The organism is Geothrix fuzhouensis (assembly GCF_024609325.1).
In the GTDB taxonomy this organism is placed as follows: domain Bacteria; phylum Acidobacteriota; class Holophagae; order Holophagales; family Holophagaceae; genus Geothrix; species Geothrix fuzhouensis.
Map to the genome: position 1 here is coordinate 197277 of NZ_JANHMQ010000003.1, position 16978 is coordinate 214254.

The 16978-nt window shown below is 66.5% G+C and carries 13 protein-coding genes; 8 read left to right on the forward strand and 5 right to left on the reverse strand.

The window, feature by feature from the left end:
* Positions 1–15: 15 nt before the first annotated feature.
* Positions 16–1467 carry an adenylosuccinate lyase gene (purB, locus tag NOV74_RS12340; RefSeq protein WP_257312923.1) on the reverse strand — a complete coding sequence of 484 codons (1452 nt, stop codon included), beginning with the start codon at positions 1465–1467 and terminating at the stop codon, positions 16–18.
* A gap of 118 nt (positions 1468–1585) precedes the next feature.
* On the opposite strand from purB, the gene glyA reads away from it, so the two are divergent.
* Together glyA and NOV74_RS12350 are read left to right on the forward strand one after the other, a co-directional pair.
* A complete protein-coding gene (gene glyA / locus NOV74_RS12345; protein ID WP_257312925.1) occupies positions 1586–2824 on the forward strand; it encodes a serine hydroxymethyltransferase in 1239 nt (412 codons plus the stop codon).
* A 74-nt stretch (positions 2825–2898) separates the two neighbouring features.
* On the forward strand, positions 2899–3330 hold the full coding sequence (locus NOV74_RS12350) for a gamma-glutamylcyclotransferase family protein (RefSeq protein ID WP_257312928.1): 432 nt from the start codon (positions 2899–2901) through the stop codon (positions 3328–3330).
* Between the two features lie 57 nt (positions 3331–3387).
* Here the strand turns inward: NOV74_RS12350 and gyrA are convergent, their stop codons facing one another.
* From gyrA to dnaA, 4 genes are all read right to left on the reverse strand, one after another.
* Positions 3388–5994, reverse strand: coding sequence for a DNA gyrase subunit A (gyrA, locus tag NOV74_RS12355; protein ID WP_257312931.1), 2607 nt, complete (start codon positions 5992–5994; stop codon positions 3388–3390).
* 54 nt (positions 5995–6048) lie between these two features.
* Positions 6049–8613, reverse strand: coding sequence for a DNA topoisomerase (ATP-hydrolyzing) subunit B (gene gyrB / locus NOV74_RS12360; protein WP_257312933.1), 2565 nt, complete (start codon positions 8611–8613; stop codon positions 6049–6051).
* A gap of 54 nt (positions 8614–8667) precedes the next feature.
* Positions 8668–9801, reverse strand: a complete 1134-nt coding sequence (gene dnaN / locus NOV74_RS12365) for a DNA polymerase III subunit beta (RefSeq protein WP_257312936.1) — start codon at positions 9799–9801, stop codon at positions 8668–8670.
* 214 nt (positions 9802–10015) lie between these two features.
* On the reverse strand, positions 10016–11395 hold the full coding sequence (gene dnaA / locus NOV74_RS12370; protein ID WP_257312939.1) for a chromosomal replication initiator protein DnaA: 1380 nt from the start codon (positions 11393–11395) through the stop codon (positions 10016–10018).
* Positions 11396–11627: 232 nt separating this feature from the next.
* Between dnaA and rpmH the strand changes: the two genes are divergently transcribed.
* From rpmH to gatB, 6 genes are read left to right on the forward strand one after another with little or no spacing between them, the layout of a single operon-like run.
* Complete coding sequence (gene rpmH, locus NOV74_RS12375) at positions 11628–11762, forward strand: 50S ribosomal protein L34 (protein ID WP_026852422.1); 135 nt, start codon at positions 11628–11630, stop codon at positions 11760–11762.
* 10 nt (positions 11763–11772) lie between these two features.
* The gene (locus NOV74_RS12380) at positions 11773–12141 is read left to right on the forward strand and encodes a ribonuclease P protein component (RefSeq protein ID WP_257312940.1); all 369 of its coding nucleotides are present in this window, start codon (positions 11773–11775) and stop codon (positions 12139–12141) included.
* The gene (locus tag NOV74_RS12385; protein WP_257312943.1) at positions 12138–13685 is read left to right on the forward strand and encodes a YidC/Oxa1 family insertase periplasmic-domain containing protein; all 1548 of its coding nucleotides are present in this window, start codon (positions 12138–12140) and stop codon (positions 13683–13685) included. Before NOV74_RS12380 ends, NOV74_RS12385 begins: the two co-directional genes overlap by 4 nt.
* Before the next feature lie 10 nt (positions 13686–13695).
* Positions 13696–14160, forward strand: coding sequence for a R3H domain-containing nucleic acid-binding protein (locus tag NOV74_RS12390; RefSeq protein WP_257312947.1), 465 nt, complete (start codon positions 13696–13698; stop codon positions 14158–14160).
* 9 nt (positions 14161–14169) lie between these two features.
* The gene (locus tag NOV74_RS12400) at positions 14170–15474 is read left to right on the forward strand and encodes a tRNA modification GTPase (protein WP_371748444.1); all 1305 of its coding nucleotides are present in this window, start codon (positions 14170–14172) and stop codon (positions 15472–15474) included.
* A gap of 33 nt (positions 15475–15507) precedes the next feature.
* Positions 15508–16968, forward strand: a complete 1461-nt coding sequence (gatB, locus tag NOV74_RS12405) for an Asp-tRNA(Asn)/Glu-tRNA(Gln) amidotransferase subunit GatB (RefSeq protein ID WP_257312949.1) — start codon at positions 15508–15510, stop codon at positions 16966–16968.
* Positions 16969–16978: the final 10 nt, after the last annotated feature.

Here is a 16978-nt window from a genome sequence, read left to right on the forward strand (position 1 = left end):
TGGTGGCGGGCGGGGTCAAACGCGGACGGTAGCTTCATCGGCCGGGGCATGGTCTTTCAGGGCGGCGGCCACGGGTCCCGCCAGGAACCGGCGCACCTGCTCCCCGGCGCGGCCCGTGAAGCGGTGGGCGTCCAGCAGGGCGGCCAGCTCGGCCTCGGTCATGGCCCAGGCGGGGTCCGCCGCCAGCAGCTTCAGTAGCTCGTTGGGCCGGCCCTCGGCCTTGATGCGACGGCCCGCCTCCAGCGCCGCCCCCCGGAAGCGTTCGTGGAGATCCTGGCGGTCGCCGCCGCGCTTCACGGCCTCCATGAGCAGCACTTCGGCGGCCATGAAGGGCAGCTCCTGGCCCAGGCGCGCCTCGATCATCTTCGGGTAGACCACCAGGCCCGAGGCCACGTTGCGGAACAGCACCAGGATGGCGTCCGCGGCCAGCAGGCCCTGGCTGATGGTGAGGCGGCGGTGGGCGCTGTCGTCCAGGGTGCGTTCCATCCACTGCGTGGCGCTGGTCTGGTAGCTGGAGGGCATGAGGCCCAGCACGAAGCGGGCGAGGCTGTTGATGCGCTCCGAGCGCATGGGGTTGCGCTTGTAGGGCATGGCGCTGGAACCGATCTGCTTCGACTCGAAGGGCTCCTCGACTTCCTTCAGGTGCTGGAGCAGGCGCAGGTCGCAGGCGAATTTCGAGGCCGAGGCCGCGATGCCGCAGAGTACCTGGCCGATACGGTCTTCCAGCTTGCGGGTGGCCGTCTGGCCACTGACGGGGATGGCCGGGAAACCCACCTTGGCGCAGAAGCGCTGCTCCAGGGCCTCCACCTTGTCCCCGTTCCCCTCAAACAACTCCAGGAAACTGGCCTGGGTGCCCGTGGTGCCCTTCACGCCGCGCACTGGCGTCGTGCGGATCAGGTGGTCCAGGTCCTCCAGATCCAGGAGCAGGTCCTGGATCCAGAGCGTGGCCCGTTTGCCCACCGTGGTCGGCTGGGCGGGCTGGAAGTGGGTGAAGCCCAGGGTGGGCTGATCCTGCCACTGGTCCGCAAACGCGGCCAGGGCTGCGATGACATCCTGGAGGCGACGGCGCAGCAGGACGAGGGCCTCCTGCGCGATGAGCAGGTCCCCGTTGTCGGTGACGAAACAGCTCGTGGCGCCCAGGTGGAGGATGGGTCGGGCGCCGGGGGCCTGCTCGCCCCAGGCGTGGATGGCGGCCATGACATCGTGGCGCAGGGCGGATTCGTGCTTCGCGATGGCCTCGAGATCGACGGCGTCCTGGGTGGCCTTCAGTTCCGCGATCTGGGCGGCCGTCACCGGCAGGCCCAGCTCGGATTCGGCTTCTGCGAGCGCGATCCAGAGCCGCCGCCAGACGCGCTGGCGGTACAGCGGCGACAGCAGGCGCACCATGGCCCTGCTGGCATAGCGGCTGGCCAGGGGATGCTCGAAGCGCTCCAATTCGGGACCATCATGGGGCGGCAGGAAAGACATGGGAACTCCGGCCCTCCAGTGTCTCACAGGCCCCGACCTGTGATTCCGCTCACGAAGAGGGTGCCTTGGCCGGGGCTCTCCGCGGCTAGGATAGGGGCATCACCCTGGAGCCGCCGCCATGTACGAAGTGATCCGAACTGCCGATCCCGCTGTGTTCCAGGCCCTGGAGCTGGAGGTCCAGCGCCAGCGGCACCACCTGGAACTCATCGCCTCGGAGAACTACGCCTCCCGGGCCGTCATGCAGACCATGGGCTCGCACTTCACCAACAAGTACGCCGAGGGCTACCCGGGCAAGCGCTACTACGGCGGCTGCAGCCAGGTGGACATCGTCGAAAACCTCGCCCGCGACCGCGCCAAGCAGATCTTCGGGGCCGAGCACGCCAATGTGCAGCCCCACAGTGGCGCGCAGGCCAACATGGCGGTCTACCTCGCGGCCCTGAAGCCCGGCGATACGGTCATGGGCCTGGACCTGGCCCACGGCGGCCACCTCACCCACGGCCACCCCCTGAACAGCTCCGGCATCCTCTACAAGTTCGTGCCCTATCACGTGCGCCAGGAGGACGAGCGGGTGGACATGGACGAGGTCCGCGACCTGGCCCGGCAGCACAAGCCGAAGATGATCGTGGTCGGGGCCTCGGCCTACAGCCGCACCTGGAACTTCCCCCTCTTCCGGGAGATCTGCGACGAGGTGGGTGCCCTCCTCATGGTGGACATGGCCCACATCGCCGGCTTGGTTGCTACGGGCCACCACCCCAGCCCCGTGCCCCACGCGGATTATGTCACCACCACCACTCACAAGACGATGCGCGGCCCCCGGGGCGGCATGATTCTCTGCAAGTCCCAGTATGCCAAGGACATCGATCGCGCCGTCTTCCCCGGCGTCCAGGGCGGGCCCCTCATGCATGTCATCGCCGCCAAGGCCGTGGCTTACCACGAAATCATGCAGCCCGAGTTCAAGGCTTACAGCGGCCAGGTGATCCGCAACGCCCATGCCCTGGCCAAGGGCCTCCAGGAACGCGGCTGGCGCATCGTTAGTGGCGGCACAGACAACCACCTCTTCCTGGTGGATTTGCGCGATCACGATCTCCTGGGCCACGAGGCCGAGGCCTGCCTGCACCGGGCCGGCATGACCACCAACAAGAACGGCATCCCCTTCGACCCCAACCCGCCCCTCAAGCCCTCGGGTGTCCGCCTGGGCAGCCCTGCCCTCACCACCCGCGGCATGAAGGAGGAGGAGATGGATCAGATCGCCCGCTTCTTCGACGTCACTCTGCGGCACCGGGGCGACGAAAGCACCTTCGCCCGCGTCCGGCAGGAGGTCTTCCACCTCACGGACCAATTCCCCATTCCGGAATAGCGCGCTCGCTTTCGGGAAACTCGACCGCCGCCAAAGCGCTCTGCGTTTTGGCGGTATGTTTTTGTGGGGTGAGCATGATCGCGGCCGATGGGTTGTTCGTGTACGGGGCGCTTCGGGAAAGTGGGTCGAACCACGCGTGGCTGCTGCGTACTCATCCCGAGGGGCTGACTCGGGCCTGGGTGGCCGGGCGGCTCTTCCACCTGCCCACGGGCCACCCGGCCCTGGTGCCCGGACCTGAACCCGCCACGCCCCCTCCGGGCTCCGGCTGGATACGTGGCGATTTTGTGGGCTATGAGGACGAGAAGGACCTCGATTCGGCCCTGGCGGACCTGGACCCGCTGGAGGGGGTGGAGGAAGGCCTCTTCACCCGCGAGATCCTGCCCGTGACCCTCGAGGGGGGCCACCGCTACCGGGCCTGGGTCTATGTGTTCCATGTGGAACGCCTGCCCAGGCTGGAGCGGGAGGCCGTGGAGCTGCCGGACGGAGACTGGGCGGCCTACCTGTGACACAGAACGGCGCGAGCAAGCCCGCGCCGTTCTGTGCGTACCAAAAAGAGTGGAGAACTACAGACCGAGCTTCGGCTGTTCGCCGCTTTCGTCCGGGCCCGGATGGGCCGGTTCCCCTTCAATGAGCTCCTCTTCTTCGTCCAGGGCCATGGCGCTGGCATCGATCTTGGCGAGGCCCACGACGCGGTCCTCGGCGCTGGCCAACTTGAGGAGGCCGACACCCTGGGCGTTGCGGCCGGTCTTGCGGACCTCGTCGATGAGGAAGCGGATGACCATGCCCTCCTGGCTGATGAGCAGGCACCCTTCCCCGGGCTTGACGAGCTTGAAGCCCACCACCTGGCCGTTGCGGACGCCGGCGCGGATGTTGATGACGCCCGTGCCGCCCCGGCCCTGGAGCCGGTAGTCCTGGAGGAGGCTGCGCTTGCCGTAGCCCTTCTCGCAGACCGTGAGCAGCATGCCGTGGTCTTCGGTGCTTTCGTCGGGCTCCACACCTTCCGGCAGGTCCGGCAGGGGGTCGGCCACTTCCATATCCACGATGTGGTCCTTGGCGGCCAGCTTCATGCCCCGCACACCCGTGGTGGCGCGACCCGTGGCGCGGACATCCTCCTCGGGGAAGCGGATGGCCTTGCCCTGGGCCGTGGCGAGGACGATCTGCTGGGTACCCGTGGACCGCCGCACGGCCACGAGGGCGTTCCCGTCATCGATGTTGAGGGCGATGAGGCCGTTGGCCCGGATGTTGGCGTAGGCCGCCAGGCTGGACTTCTTCACGGTGCCGTCACTGGTGGCGAAGACCAGGTTTTCCCCCTCTGGGAACTCCCGCAGGGCCATCAGGGTCACCACACTCTCCCCATCCTTCAGGGAAATGAGGTTGCGGATGTGCTTGCCCCGGGTGGAGGCGGCCGCCTCGGGCAGGTCATAGACCTTCAGCGCATAGACAATGCCCTTGTCCGTGAAGGCCATGAGGGTGTCATGGGCCTTGGTCATGAAGAGCTGCTCGACGAAATCTTCGTCCTTGGTCTTCATGCCCACCTTGCCCCTGCCGCCCCGGCGCTGGCGGCGGTAGGCGTTGAGGTCGGTGCGCTTGATGTAACCGGCCTTGGACATGGTGACGACCATGGGGTCGTCAGGCACCACGTCCTCCATGCGGATCTCGCCGGAGTAGCCTACGATCTCGGTGCGACGGTCATTGCCGAACTGGTCGGCCACCTGCTGCAGCTCTTCCTTGATGACCTTCAGGAGCAGCGTCTCGTCGGCCAGGATGGCCTTGAGCTTCGCGATGACCTTTTCCAGTTCGGCCAGCTCGTCGAGGATCTTCTCGCGCTCCAGGCCAGTGAGGCGCTGGAGGCGCATGTCCAGGATGGCCTGGGCCTGCACGGCCGAAAGGCAGAGGCTGCGGTCCTTCTTGATCGCTGCTGCGGTGGCAAAGGCCCCGGCCATGAGGCCAGCCTTGGCTTCTTCGGGGCTCTTGGCGGCTCGGATGAGCTTGATGACCGCGTCCAGGTGGTCCAGGGCGATCTTGAGGCCCATCAGGACGTGGTGGCGCTCCTCGGCTTTCCGCAGCTGGAACAGGGTCCGGCGGGTCACCACCTCGCGGCGGAAGCCGATGAACTCCTGCAGGATCTCGCGAAGGGTGCAGACGCGGGGCTGGCCGTTCACGATGGCCAGCATGGTGATGGGGAAGCTGTTCTGGAGCTGGGTCTGCTGGTAGAGCTGGTTGAGCACGATGTCGCTGGGCTCGTTCTTCTTCAGCTCCACCACCAGGCGGATGCCCTCGCGATCGCTTTCGTCGCGCAGGTCGCTGATGCCGTCGATCTTCTTGTCGCGGACCAGCTCGGCGATCTTCTCGATAAGGGTGGACTTGTTCACCTGGTAGGGCAGTTCTGTGAAGACCAGCTGCTCGCGGTCACCCGCCCGCTTGATCTGCTCCACGTGGGACTTCGCGCGCACCACACAGCGGCCGCGGCCTGTCCGATAGGCGTCCACGACCCCTTCGGTGCCCAGCATGATGCCGCCGCCCGGGAAATCGGGGCCCTTGATGTGGGCCATCAGGGCTTCCATGGCGATGCTGGGGCGGTCGATCAGGTCGATCAGGGCCCGGCAGCACTCCCGCAGGTTGTGGGGCGGGATGCTGGTGGCCATGCCCACGGCGATGCCCTGAGAGCCGTTCACCAGGAGGTTCGGGAACCGGGCCGGCAGGACGAGGGGCTCCTGCATGCTGCCGTCGTAGTTGGGTCCGAAGTCCACCGTGTCCTGGTCGATGTCGGCCATCATTTCGTTGGCGACCCGGGAGAGGCGGGCCTCGGTGTAGCGCATGGCCGCGGCAGAATCACCGTCGATGGAACCGAAGTTGCCCTGGCCGTCCACCAGCACATGCCGCATGGAAAAGGGCTGGGCCATGCGGACCAGGGTGTCGTAGATGGCCGAGTCGCCATGGGGGTGGTACTTACCCATCACATCGCCCACGGTGCGGGCGGACTTCTTGTAGGCCCGGTTCCACTCGTTCCCGGCCTCCTTCATGGCGTACAGCACCCGCCGGTGCACCGGCTTGAGGCCGTCCCGCACGTCGGGCAGGGCCCGCCCCACGATGACGCTCATGGCGTAGTCCAGGTAGGACTTCCGCATTTCCTTTTCGATTTCCAGGGGTTCGATACGATTCAGGCTCATGGGTTTCCCGGTGTTCTACGTGGAACTCTGCTCGACATCCTGCAAAAACAAGACTTAGATGTCGATGTTCTCCGCGAGGAGGGCGTTGGTCTCGATGAAGCGGCGTCGAGGTTCCACGGCGTCGCCCATGAGGACGGTGAAGATCTCGTCGGCCTCCACGGCGTCGTCCACGCGGACCTGCAGCAGGGTGCGGCGCTCGGGATCCATGGTGGTCTCCCAGAGCTGCTCGGGGTTCATCTCGCCCAGGCCCTTGTAGCGCTGGATGCCCAGGCCCCGTTTGCCCTCTTCCAGGACCATGGCCAGCATGTCCTCCGGGTCGGTGAACACGTGCTCCTTGTTGAGCTTGGGCGCGCCCTCCTCGACCTCATCCTCGGCGTCCTTGTCCTTGGGCGCGTCCTTGACGTCCTTGAGTCGGCGGAGCCGCAGCTCGCCCCCGCGGAACCCGGCCAGTTCGACCTGGAGGGTGGCTAGCCGGCGGAACTCGCCCCAGTGAGCCACCTGGCTGTCGATCCAGAGGGTAATGGGTCGGCTTAAGTGCATACGCACCAGCCGGAGGCGGTGGGAGGCGGGAACCTGTAGGGGATCGGCGCCCTCCCCTTCTCCGGGCAGTTCCATGGCCTCGACGGTCTCGATCTCGCAGGTGCCGAGCTTCTCGCGGGTGATGGCGGCGGCCAGTTCCTCGAGGCCTTCGCGGCTCTGGAACCGATCGGCGTCCAGGAGGCCATCGGCCAGGAGGGCGCGCACCAGGGGCCGGGCATAACCGCGGCGGTCCAGCTTGCTGAAGAGCTGCTGCACCTCGCCCCACTTCTTCATCTCGCGCACCAGGGTCGCGCCCTTGTGCTCCGTGCCGTCCGGCAGGCTGAGGGTCCAGCCGTCCAGGGCCTTCTGGAAGAGGAACTCCTCCAGGGCCCGTTCGTCCTTGAGGTACTTTTCCGTCTTGCCCTTCTTCACCTTGTAGAGCGGCGGCTGGGCGATGTAGAGGTGACCGCGCGCCACGAGCTCGGGCATCTGCCGGTAGAAGAACGTGAGGAGGAGGGTGCGGATGTGGGAGCCGTCCACGTCGGCGTCGGTCATCAGCACGATCTTGTGGTAGCGGAGGTTCTCGACCTTGAACTCCTCCTTGCCGATGCCCGTGCCCAGCGCCTGGATGAGCACGCGCAGCTCGTTGTGCCCGAGAATCTTGTCGAAGCGGGCCTTCTCCACGTTCAGGACCTTGCCCTTGAGGGGCAGGATGGCCTGGGTGGCCCGGTGGCGACCCTGCTTGGCGCTGCCGCCGGCGGAGTCGCCTTCCACCAGGAAGATCTCACTGAGGGCCGGATCCTTCTCCTGGCAGTCCGCCAGCTTGCCGGGCAGGCCGCCCCCGTCCAGGGCACCCTTGCGGCGGGTCAGGTCGCGGGCCCGGCGGGCCGCTTCGCGGGCGCGGGCGGCTTCGATGGCCTTTTCCAAGATGGCCTTGGCTTCCCGGGGGTTCTCCTCGAAGAACGCCGAGAGCTTCTCATAGACGATGGTCTGGACGATGCCCTTCACCTCGCTGGAGACGAGGCGGTCTTTGGTCTGACTGGAAAACTTGGGATCAGGAACCTTGGCGCTCAAGACCGCCGTCAGGCCTTCGCGGACGTCCTCGCCGGAGAGGGTCACCTTGGCGCTCTTCAGCAGGTTGTTCTTCTCGGCATAGCTGTTGATGACACGCGTCATGGCGGCCCGGAAGCCCTCCAGATGCGCGCCGCCATCGCGGTTGCGGATGTTGTTGGTGAAGCAGTAGAGGGTCTCCTGGTAGGAGTCGTTCCACTGGAGGGCCACCTCGACCGTGGTGTCCTGCTTCTCGTCCTTGATGTAGATCGGGGGCTTGTGGAGGACCGGCTTGTTGCGGTTCAGGTGCTCCACGAAGGCGCTGATGCCGCCGGCGTTCATGAAATCGTGGGTGTCGCCAGTGCGCTCATCTGTGATGCGGATGTGGACGCCCTGGTTGAGGTAGCTCAGCTCGCGCAGGCGCTGGCTCAGGGTCTCGAAGCTGAAGTCGAGGACGTTGTTGAACACTTCCGGGTCAGGCTGGAAGCGCACGCGGGTGCCGCGCCTGGCCGTGGGCCCGACGGGCTTGAGGGGGGCGTCGGCCTTGCCCTGGGAGAAGGTCATGGCGTACTCCTGACCCTCCTTCCAGACCGTGAGCCAAAGCTTGGAGGACAGGGCGTTCACGCAGGAAACACCCACCCCGTGCAGGCCGCCGGACACCTTGTAGGCGTTCTTGCCCTCGGTGCTAGTGTTGTCGAATTTCCCACCGGCATGGAGCACCGTCATGATCACTTCGGCGGCGCTGCGGCCCTCCTCCTTGTGGATGTCCACAGGGATGCCGCGGCCGTTGTCCTCCACCGTGCAGCTGCCATCGTTGTGGAGAATGACGTCCACGCGGCTGCAGAAACCCGCCAGGGCTTCGTCGACGGAGTTGTCCACCACCTCGTAGACCATGTGGTGCAGGCCGCTGCCGTCATCGGTGTCGCCGATGTACATGCCGGGACGCTTGCGCACGGCCTCGAGATCCCTCAAGACTGTGATGTTGTCGGCGGTGTAGCTGTCGGTTTCCAGGGGGGTGTGAACGCGGGCGCGGGAGACTTCTTCAGACATCAAAACTCACTTGGTTGGGTACGGTGGTGTGCGGTACGGTGCTGCAGGCGCCGATCAGGCCGTGGCGCTGGTGGCAAAGCGAACAGGCATGAGGACATAACGGAAGCTGAAATCCTCGAGGCTGGGGGACATGAAGACGCCCTGGCCCACCTCGTCCTTGAACTGGTAGACCACCTCGTCGCCCGGCAGCCGCTCCAGCAGCTCGGTGAGGTAGTCGATGTTGAAGGCCAGTTCGAAGGGCTGTTCTTCGCCCGTGAAGGGCAGCGTGGCCTGGTTCACACCCTCGTCCGGGTGCTGGAAGACCGTGCGCAGGTTGGGGAATTCGTAGAACAGGCGCACGTTCTTGTTGTAGTCGTCCTTCTTCAGGCCCACGAAGCGGAGGGTGCGGAGGAAGACTTCGCGATCCATGATCACGCGCTTGGGCAACTCGGCGGGCAGGACCTTCTCGTAGGCTGGGTAGTTGCCCGTGACGAGGCGGGTGCTGAATTTCAGGCCCGGTTGGTCCAGGAAGAGGGTCGTGCCGTCCCAGCAGAGCTCGACCTCGCCCTCGTCTCCCAGCAGCGTGGGAATGAGGTCCAGGGCCCGCTTGGGGACGATGAGGCGGACTTCCTCCTTCAGCTTCGTGTCGCAGGGAACCTCGGCCACGGCGAGCCGGAACCCGTCCGTGGACACCACGCGCACGTGGTGCTTGGAGAGGTGCACCAGCACCGCGGACAAGGTGGGCTTGGTGGCGTCCTTGCTGACGGCGATGGAACCGAGCTGAATGGCCCTTTTGAAGCGAAGCACGGGGATCTTCACGACAGGAAGCTGTTTGCTGGGCCCTGGGAGCTCCGGGAAGCCCTCTCCGGGCTGAATGTTGTGTTCGGAGTTCATCCCCTTCGCCCGGAGCCATAAACGGCCTCCAGCGTCCGGGCATTCCAAACTCAGGATTCCTTCCGGGAAGACTCGCACAGTCTCGATGAACTTCTTGCCGGGTACGGCCATGGTCCACTCGCCCTGGCCCTCGCCAGGCACGGTGGCTTCGAAGGCCAGCTCCATGTCCGTGGCCTTGAGCACCACCTCCTTCGGCCGCACGTCCACAAGGATGTGCTGGAGGATGGGCAACGTGACCCGGCGGTCCAAGGCGTGCTTCAGGATCCCAAGGGTGCGATCCAGACGATCCTTGGAAACCTGTAACTGAAGACTCATGAATCACCCTTGATGATGCTGAAGCCCAGGACAACCTGTGGAAAGACGTCTCAAAGCCCTATCTTACCGGAGTTTCCCTGCATGGGACAGGCTGTGGAGACCCCTTGCGGTGCTGCGGAACCAGGGATCCTGGCGAGATCCTTGTGGGCGAACAGGGCGTGTTGCGGATTCCGTCGACCGTCGGTCTGTGGAAAACATATTAAACCCTTGTAAATCAATGAATACTATTCAAGAGGGCCTGGACCATCCTGTGGAAATCAGGATCGCGCTTCATGCGTTCCCGTACCGAGTCGATGGCGTTCATCACAGTGGAGTGATGCATGCTGAACGACCGCCCGATATCGGCGAAGGGGGCGGAGGCGATCTCCCGGGCCAGGTACATGGCCACTTGGCGCGGCACGAGGACGGCTTGCTGGCGTGAACGCTTCTTCATCAGGTCCACGAAGGATAGGTTGAAAGTCTCGGCCGTCATGCGGTAGATCCGATCCGGCGGCACGACGGCCGTGGGCTCCTCCCCGCTCTGGCCCTGGAAGGCCGCATGGGCCACCTCCAGGGTGGGGGGTATCCCGATGAGGCTGGCCTGGAAGATCACCCGGGTGAGGAAGCCTTCCAGATCCCGCACGCTGCCCTTGGCCTTGTGGGCGATGAAGGTGAGCACGTCCTCGGGGATGGGCGGAACGCTCTTGAAATCCGCGTCCTCAAGCTTCTTCTTCAGGATGGCGATGCGGGTTTCGAAGTCGGGGGGCTGGATGTCAGCCGTGAGGCCCCATTTGAAGCGGGTGATGAGCCGCTCGTGGCAGCCCTCCAGCCGCTGCGGGGGCTTGTCCGAGGTGAGGACGATCTGCTTCCCGTGCTGGAGGAGGTATTCCAGGATGTAGAAAATCTCCTCCTGCGTGCGCTCCATCTTGCCCAGGGTCTGCACGTCATCCAGCAGCAGCACGTCGTTCTGCTGGTATTTTTTACGCATGGGCTCGGTGTTCTTGGCCTTGATGGCCACGGTGAGCTCGTTGAAGAAGTTGTCCACCTTGAGGTAGGCCACGCGCAGCTTGGGGTTCCGCGCCAGCAGGCCCTTGCCAATGCCCACCATGAGGTGCGTCTTGCCCAGGCCGGCGCCGCCGTAGATGAACAGCGGGTTCATGCTGAGGGGGGTAGCCGCCTTGCCGTAGCTGTCCACCACGGCCTTGGCGGCGGCGAACGCCAACTGGCTGCCCGGGCCCACCACGAAGCGGTCGAGGGTGTAGCGATTGAAGAGGTAGGGGAAGGAGGTGGTGGGCGCTTCCAGTGCCGGATGGCTGCCGGATTCATGCTTCCGCGGCGCGGCCTTCGGCTCCACGGGTGAGACGCCCGACACCTGGAACACCAGTTGGAGATCCGCGAGCCCGCCCTGGGCCAAGGCGTCATTGAACTCCTCGGGCAGCTGCTGCTCGATCCAGAGCTTGGCGGCGGCGCTCGGAACCTGGATCCAGAGGATGCCGTCCTCGACCTTCAGGGGTGCGCAGGGCGCGATCCACTCCTTGAAGCTGGCTTCAGGAAGCTGTTTGGACAGTCCAAGTCGGATGGTGTCCCAGAGGGCGGTGGGATCGGCGGAGCGCATGGGTTCACCAGGTGCGGTGGTGGGAGCGGCAGACGTGGCGAGGCGCGCAGGCACGCAACTTCGGGGGCGGGCTTCGCACGCCATCGACCACGGGAGACTCGCGGGGAGGATCCCAAATCTAGCACCCCCGGGGGTGGATGGGAGGATGGAAATGGCCTTGAGCCGCGCGCCCACCGCTGATACCCTCGAAGGTTCGTCCTCCTCCCCGGGAGGGGACCCCCGAGGTGGAACCATGAAGCGCACCTTTCAGCCCAACAATCGCCGCCGCGCGAAGACCCACGGCTTCCTGAGCCGCATGAAGACCAAGAACGGCCGTCTGGTGCTCAAGCGTCGTCGCGCGAAGGGCCGCCACGTCCTGGCGGTCTGACGCCCGTCCCGTGATCTTCAAGGGCCGCTTTTGCACGGTCCGCCACAAGGACCACGCGGTGCCCACGCCACCGCCCCGGCCACTGCTGGGGCATGACGCGTATCTGGATATCCGCGCCTGGCGCTGTACCAGTGCCCCCGGGCCCCTGCTGCTGGTGACCTCCCCCCGGAAGACCGGCCCGGCCGTGCGCAGGAATCGTTTCCGCCGCCAGGTCCGCATGGCTTTCCTGGCGCTCTCCGGGCGCCTCGCCGGGCAGCCCTGGGTCATCTGGGTGCGCCCCGCTCGCAGCGCCCCACCCCTCGACCGGCTCACCTTCCGGGACATCGAGGGCCAGCTCGGGCTGGCCCTGGGTCGTCTCCCCGCCACGGACACGCCATGAAAAACCGCAACGTCCTCTACTTTGTCATCGGCAGCGTGATCCTGCTGGCCGCCCAGTTCTGGCTGAGCTCCCGCTACGCCAAGCCGGTTCCGCAGGCCCAGGTCCAGCCGATTCCGGCGGAGGCCCCCAAGCCCCAGGCTCCGATCGCGGCCCCCGCGCCGGTTCCCGGCGCCCAGGCCTCGCTCCAGCCCGGCGTGAAGGCCGCGGATCCCGCGGTCATGCACACCCTGGCCACCGCGGATTTCCGCCTGACCTGGCAGGTGGCCACCGGCGCCTTGAAGCAGGCCATCTGGCTCCAGGACGGCACGCCGTTCTTCCCCGACACCTTCCTGGGTGTGGGCGCCTTCCAGGGCGCCGGCTTCGAGACGGTGCGCGAAGAGAAGGGGGCGGCGGACACCCGCGTCATCTTCGAGAACGCCGCCGGGGAGCGTTTGAGCTACCTGGTGCCCCAGAAGGGCCTCGTGATCCAGGTGGAGGGCCTTTCGCCCCGGAACACCGCCCTCCAGCTGGTGGCCAACCCCGCCAACGACGAGCCCGTGAAGCACCTGGGCCGCGTCTTCACCGTCTCTGAGAAATCCGTCGACGCCGTGACCTGGGTGGAGACGCTGCACAACCCCTTCTTCAGCTTCCTGGGCGCCAAGCGCAAGGAGCTGCCGCCCACGGCCGCCCGCCTGGGCCTGGACGCTGGCGTGGAGCTGAACGCCAAAAGCCAGCGCAACCACTACTTCGCCGCCCTTTGGAAGCTGCCCCGCCCTGCGAGCCGGGAGGCCTCGGGCTACCAGCTGCTGCCGGCGGATGGGCGTCTGGATGCCAGCCTCTACCTGGGCCCCAAGCAGGCCGAACCCCTGGCCGCCTTCGACAAGCCCTTCACCCGGATCATCGACTACGGCTTCTTCGGCGCCGTGGCCCAGCTGCTCTTTTGGCTCCTCCGCATGGTCTACCGTGTGGTGGGCAACTGGGGCTGGGCCATCGTGCTCTTCACGGTGATCATCCGCCTGGCCACCTGGCACCTGAACACCAAGCAGACCATCTCCATGCTGCGCATGAAGGACTTCGAGCCACACCAGAAGGCCCTCCAGGCCAAGTACGAGAAGTTCGGTGGCGACATGACAAAGAAGGCCGAGATGCAGAAAGAGCTCATGGCCCTCTACAAGAAGAACGGCCACAACCCCATGGGCGGCTGCCTGCCCATGTTGCTGCAGATGCCCATCTTCCTGGCCCTCTGGTCCATGCTGAACGCCGTCTTCGAGCTGCGTCACGCGCATTTCTTCGGCTGGATCACAGATCTCTCGGCCAAGGACCCCTACTACATCTTCCCCGTGCTCATGGGCGCCTCCATGTTCGCCCAGCAGGCCATCACGCCCGCCGTGGGCGATCCCGCCCAGCGCAAGATGATGCTGGTGCTCATGCCCGCGATGATGACCTTCTTCTTCGCGCAGAGCCCCGCCGGCCTTACGATCTACTACTTCGTGTTCAACATGATCGGCCTCGCCCAGACCTGGTGGATCATGCGGACCTACGAGCCCCAGCCCATCAAAGTCTAGGAGTCCGGCCATGCGGAAGAGCGGCGCCAGTCTGGAATCCGTGCCCGAGCTGATCGCCCGCTGGACAGCCCATCTCGGCCTGTCCGTGGAAGCCAAGCCCGCGCCCTCCGGCGACGAGGAAGCCTTCCCCAACCGCCTGTCCGTGTCCGGGCCCGACGCAGGTTGGCTCGCCGCGGACCGCGGCGCGGCCCTGGACGCCCTCCAGTTCCTGGTCCACGAGGCCCAGGGCGAGCGTGAAGATACGAAGTTGGCCTACCTGGACGTGAAAGGCGCCCGCCTCTTCCGCATGCAGGAGGTCATGGCCATGGGCCGCTTCGCCGCGGACCGCGCCCGAGAGCTGGGCAGCCACACCCTGGGCGCCCTGAGCGCCCGTGAGCGCCGCTGGGTGCATCTCGTGGTGAGCCGTGAAGACGGCCTGGGCACCGAAAGCGAAGGTACCGGCACCTTCAAACCCGTGAGGGTATTCCGGAAGTAGGCTGGCCCGGTGCCCACCACCGCTCCCATCTGCGCCCCCGCCACCCCGCCGGTCCCCTCGGCGGTGGCCTTGGTGCGCGTCTCCGGTACCGAATTGGCCACCCTTCTCGCGCCGTTGCTGACCTTGCCGAAGCCCCGCCGGGCCTCGCTGCGCACCTTGCGCTGGGAGGGCTTCCAGGAGCGGGCGCTGGTGCTGTTCTTCCCGGCGCCCGCCAGCTATACGGGGGAGGACCTCGTGGAGTTCCAGGTGCACGGCAACCCGCTGCTGGTCCGGCGTCTGGTGGAACGCCTGGGCATCCTGGGGATCCGCCTGGCGGAACCGGGCGAGTTCACCCGTCGGGCCCTCCTGAACGGGAAGCAGGGCCTGCTGGAGGCCGAAGCCCTGCGCGACCTGGTGGCCGCCGAGACCGACACCCAACTCCGGTTGGCCCAGGCCCGCGCCGGGGGCCTTCCCTCCTGGATCCAGGAGGCCCGCCAAGCCCTCGCCCCCTGGGTGGCCCGGGCCGAGGCGGCCGTGGATTATGGCGAGGAAGAGGGCATCTTATTGAATCTTCTCGACTTGAAAACCGCTTTTGAGCCCATTCGGCAGCGGTTCCACGTGGAACAATCCCGATCCCGCGCCGCCCGGCACATCCAGGATGGTCTTCGCCTGGCCCTGGTGGGCCGTCCGAATGCCGGGAAGAGTACCCTCTTCAACGCCCTGGCGGGGGAGGATCGTGCCATCGTGACCGAGGTGCCGGGCACCACCCGCGACGTGCTGGAGGTGCGCTGCGAATGGCGGGGCCTGCCCTTGCGGCTGTTCGATACCGCCGGCCTTCGGGACTCGGTGGATCCCGTGGAGCGTCTTGGTATGGCCCGGGTGCGCCCCGTTCTGGAGGGGGCGGACTTGGTCTTGCACCTCCGGCCGACGCAAGATCCGGCACCTGATCCCGTGCTCCTGGCCGCACTGGCCCCCTTTGCCGGCAAGGTTCTGGAGGTCCGCACCTTCGCGGACCTGGCCGAGGCCCCGGGCGTGGCCATCGCAGCTCACCGGGGGGAATTGGATGCCCTGGAAGTCGCCCTCAAGGATCGGATCCTGGGCGGGCTGGCCCCGGATGCCTGCCTGGGGGCCCTGGCCACCCAACGGCAGGTGGACCTCCTGGACGAGTTGGTTCGCCAGTTGGATCTGCTGGCGGACCTGGAACCAAGCTGCCCGCCCGAGCTGCCGGCCTCCCTGTTGCAAGGGGCCTGGGGTCTCCTGGCCCGGCTGACGGGCGAGGACCGGGCCGAACGCACCCTGGACGAACTCTTCAGCGGCTTCTGCCTCGGGAAGTAGATCCGGCAACGTAGACTGTCGCGAGGGGGGCGCGTGAAGCCAGGGTTGGAAGCCATCATCGGTCTTGAGGTCCACCTCCAGCTGCGGACCCGGTCCAAGCTGTTCTGTGCCTGCCGCAACGCCTACGGCGCCCCCCCCAACACCCAGACCTGCCCCGTGTGTCTCGGGCTGCCCGGGGCCCTGCCCGTCCTCAACGGGGAGGCCGTCCGCATGGGCATCGCCCTGGGCCTGGCGGTGGGGGCCCGGATCCGGGAGCGGAGCACCTTCTACCGGAAGCAGTACTTCTATCCCGATCTGCCCAAGGGCTACCAGATCACCCAGGGTCCCGTGGCCTTGGTGGAGGGCGGCGTCCTGGAGATTCCCGGCGACCCCGCCGTGCGCCCAGGGAGTGGACCCGTACGCATCGGTCTGGAACGGGCCCACCTGGAAGAGGACGCGGGGAAGAGCAGCCACGATCAGCGGCCCGAAGCCACCTTGGTGGACCTGAACCGGGCCGGGGTCCCATTGCTGGAAGTGGTGGGAGCGCCGGACTTGAGGAGTCCCCAGGAAGCCTCGGACTTCCTGAAGGCTCTGCACCGGCTGGTGGTGTTTCTGGGCATCTGCGAAGGCAACCTGGAGGAGGGTGGGTTCCGTTGCGACGCCAACGTGAGCCTCCGGCGGGTCGGCGAAGCCACCTTTGGGACCCGGGTGGAAGTGAAGAACCTCAACTCCTTCCGGTTCGTGAAGCAGGCGCTGGCCTTTGAGATCGAGCGGCAGGCTACCCTGCTGGGGGCGGAGGGCACCGTGGTCCAGGAGACCCGGGGCTGGGACTCGGAGAGGGGCGAGACCCGGTCCCAGCGAAGCAAGGAAGCCGCCATGGACTACCGCTACTTTCCGGAACCGGATCTGCCCGCCCTGGACGTGACCGAGGCCGAGATCGCCGCCGTCCGGTCCGCCCTTCCTGAACTTCCGGAGGCCCGCAGCCTCCGCTGGCGCTCAGCCTTTGGTCTCGGGGCCGACGAGGCGGCCACTCTGCTTCAGGACCCGGCCTTCGCCGGTTATTTCGAGGCCCTGGCGGCCGCTTCGGGACATGGCAAGGCCGCTGCCCACTGGATGCTCGGCGAGGTCAGCCGCACCTTGAATGAGCGGGGCAGCGGCATCGAAGCCTTCCCGGTGACGCCGGCAGCTTTGGCTGAACTGGTGTGCCTCGTGGAAACCCGGCAGATCAGCTTCGGCACCGCCAAGGACCAGGTCTATCCCGCCCTGGTGGCCGGCGAGGGCAGCGCCGCGACCATCGTGGCCCGGAAGGGACTGGCCCAGGTCAGCGACCGGGCCGCCATTGAGCGCCTGGTGGCCCAGGTGCTGGCGGCGAACCCCGGCCCTGTGGCCCAGTTCCGGGCCGGGAAGACCAGCCTCCAGGGCTTCCTGGTGGGCCAGATCTTGAAGGCCGGAGGTGGTCGGCTGGATCCCAAGGCGGTGAATGAAGTCTTGGCCGAGGGGCTGGCCAGGGAGTGATTCCCACCGC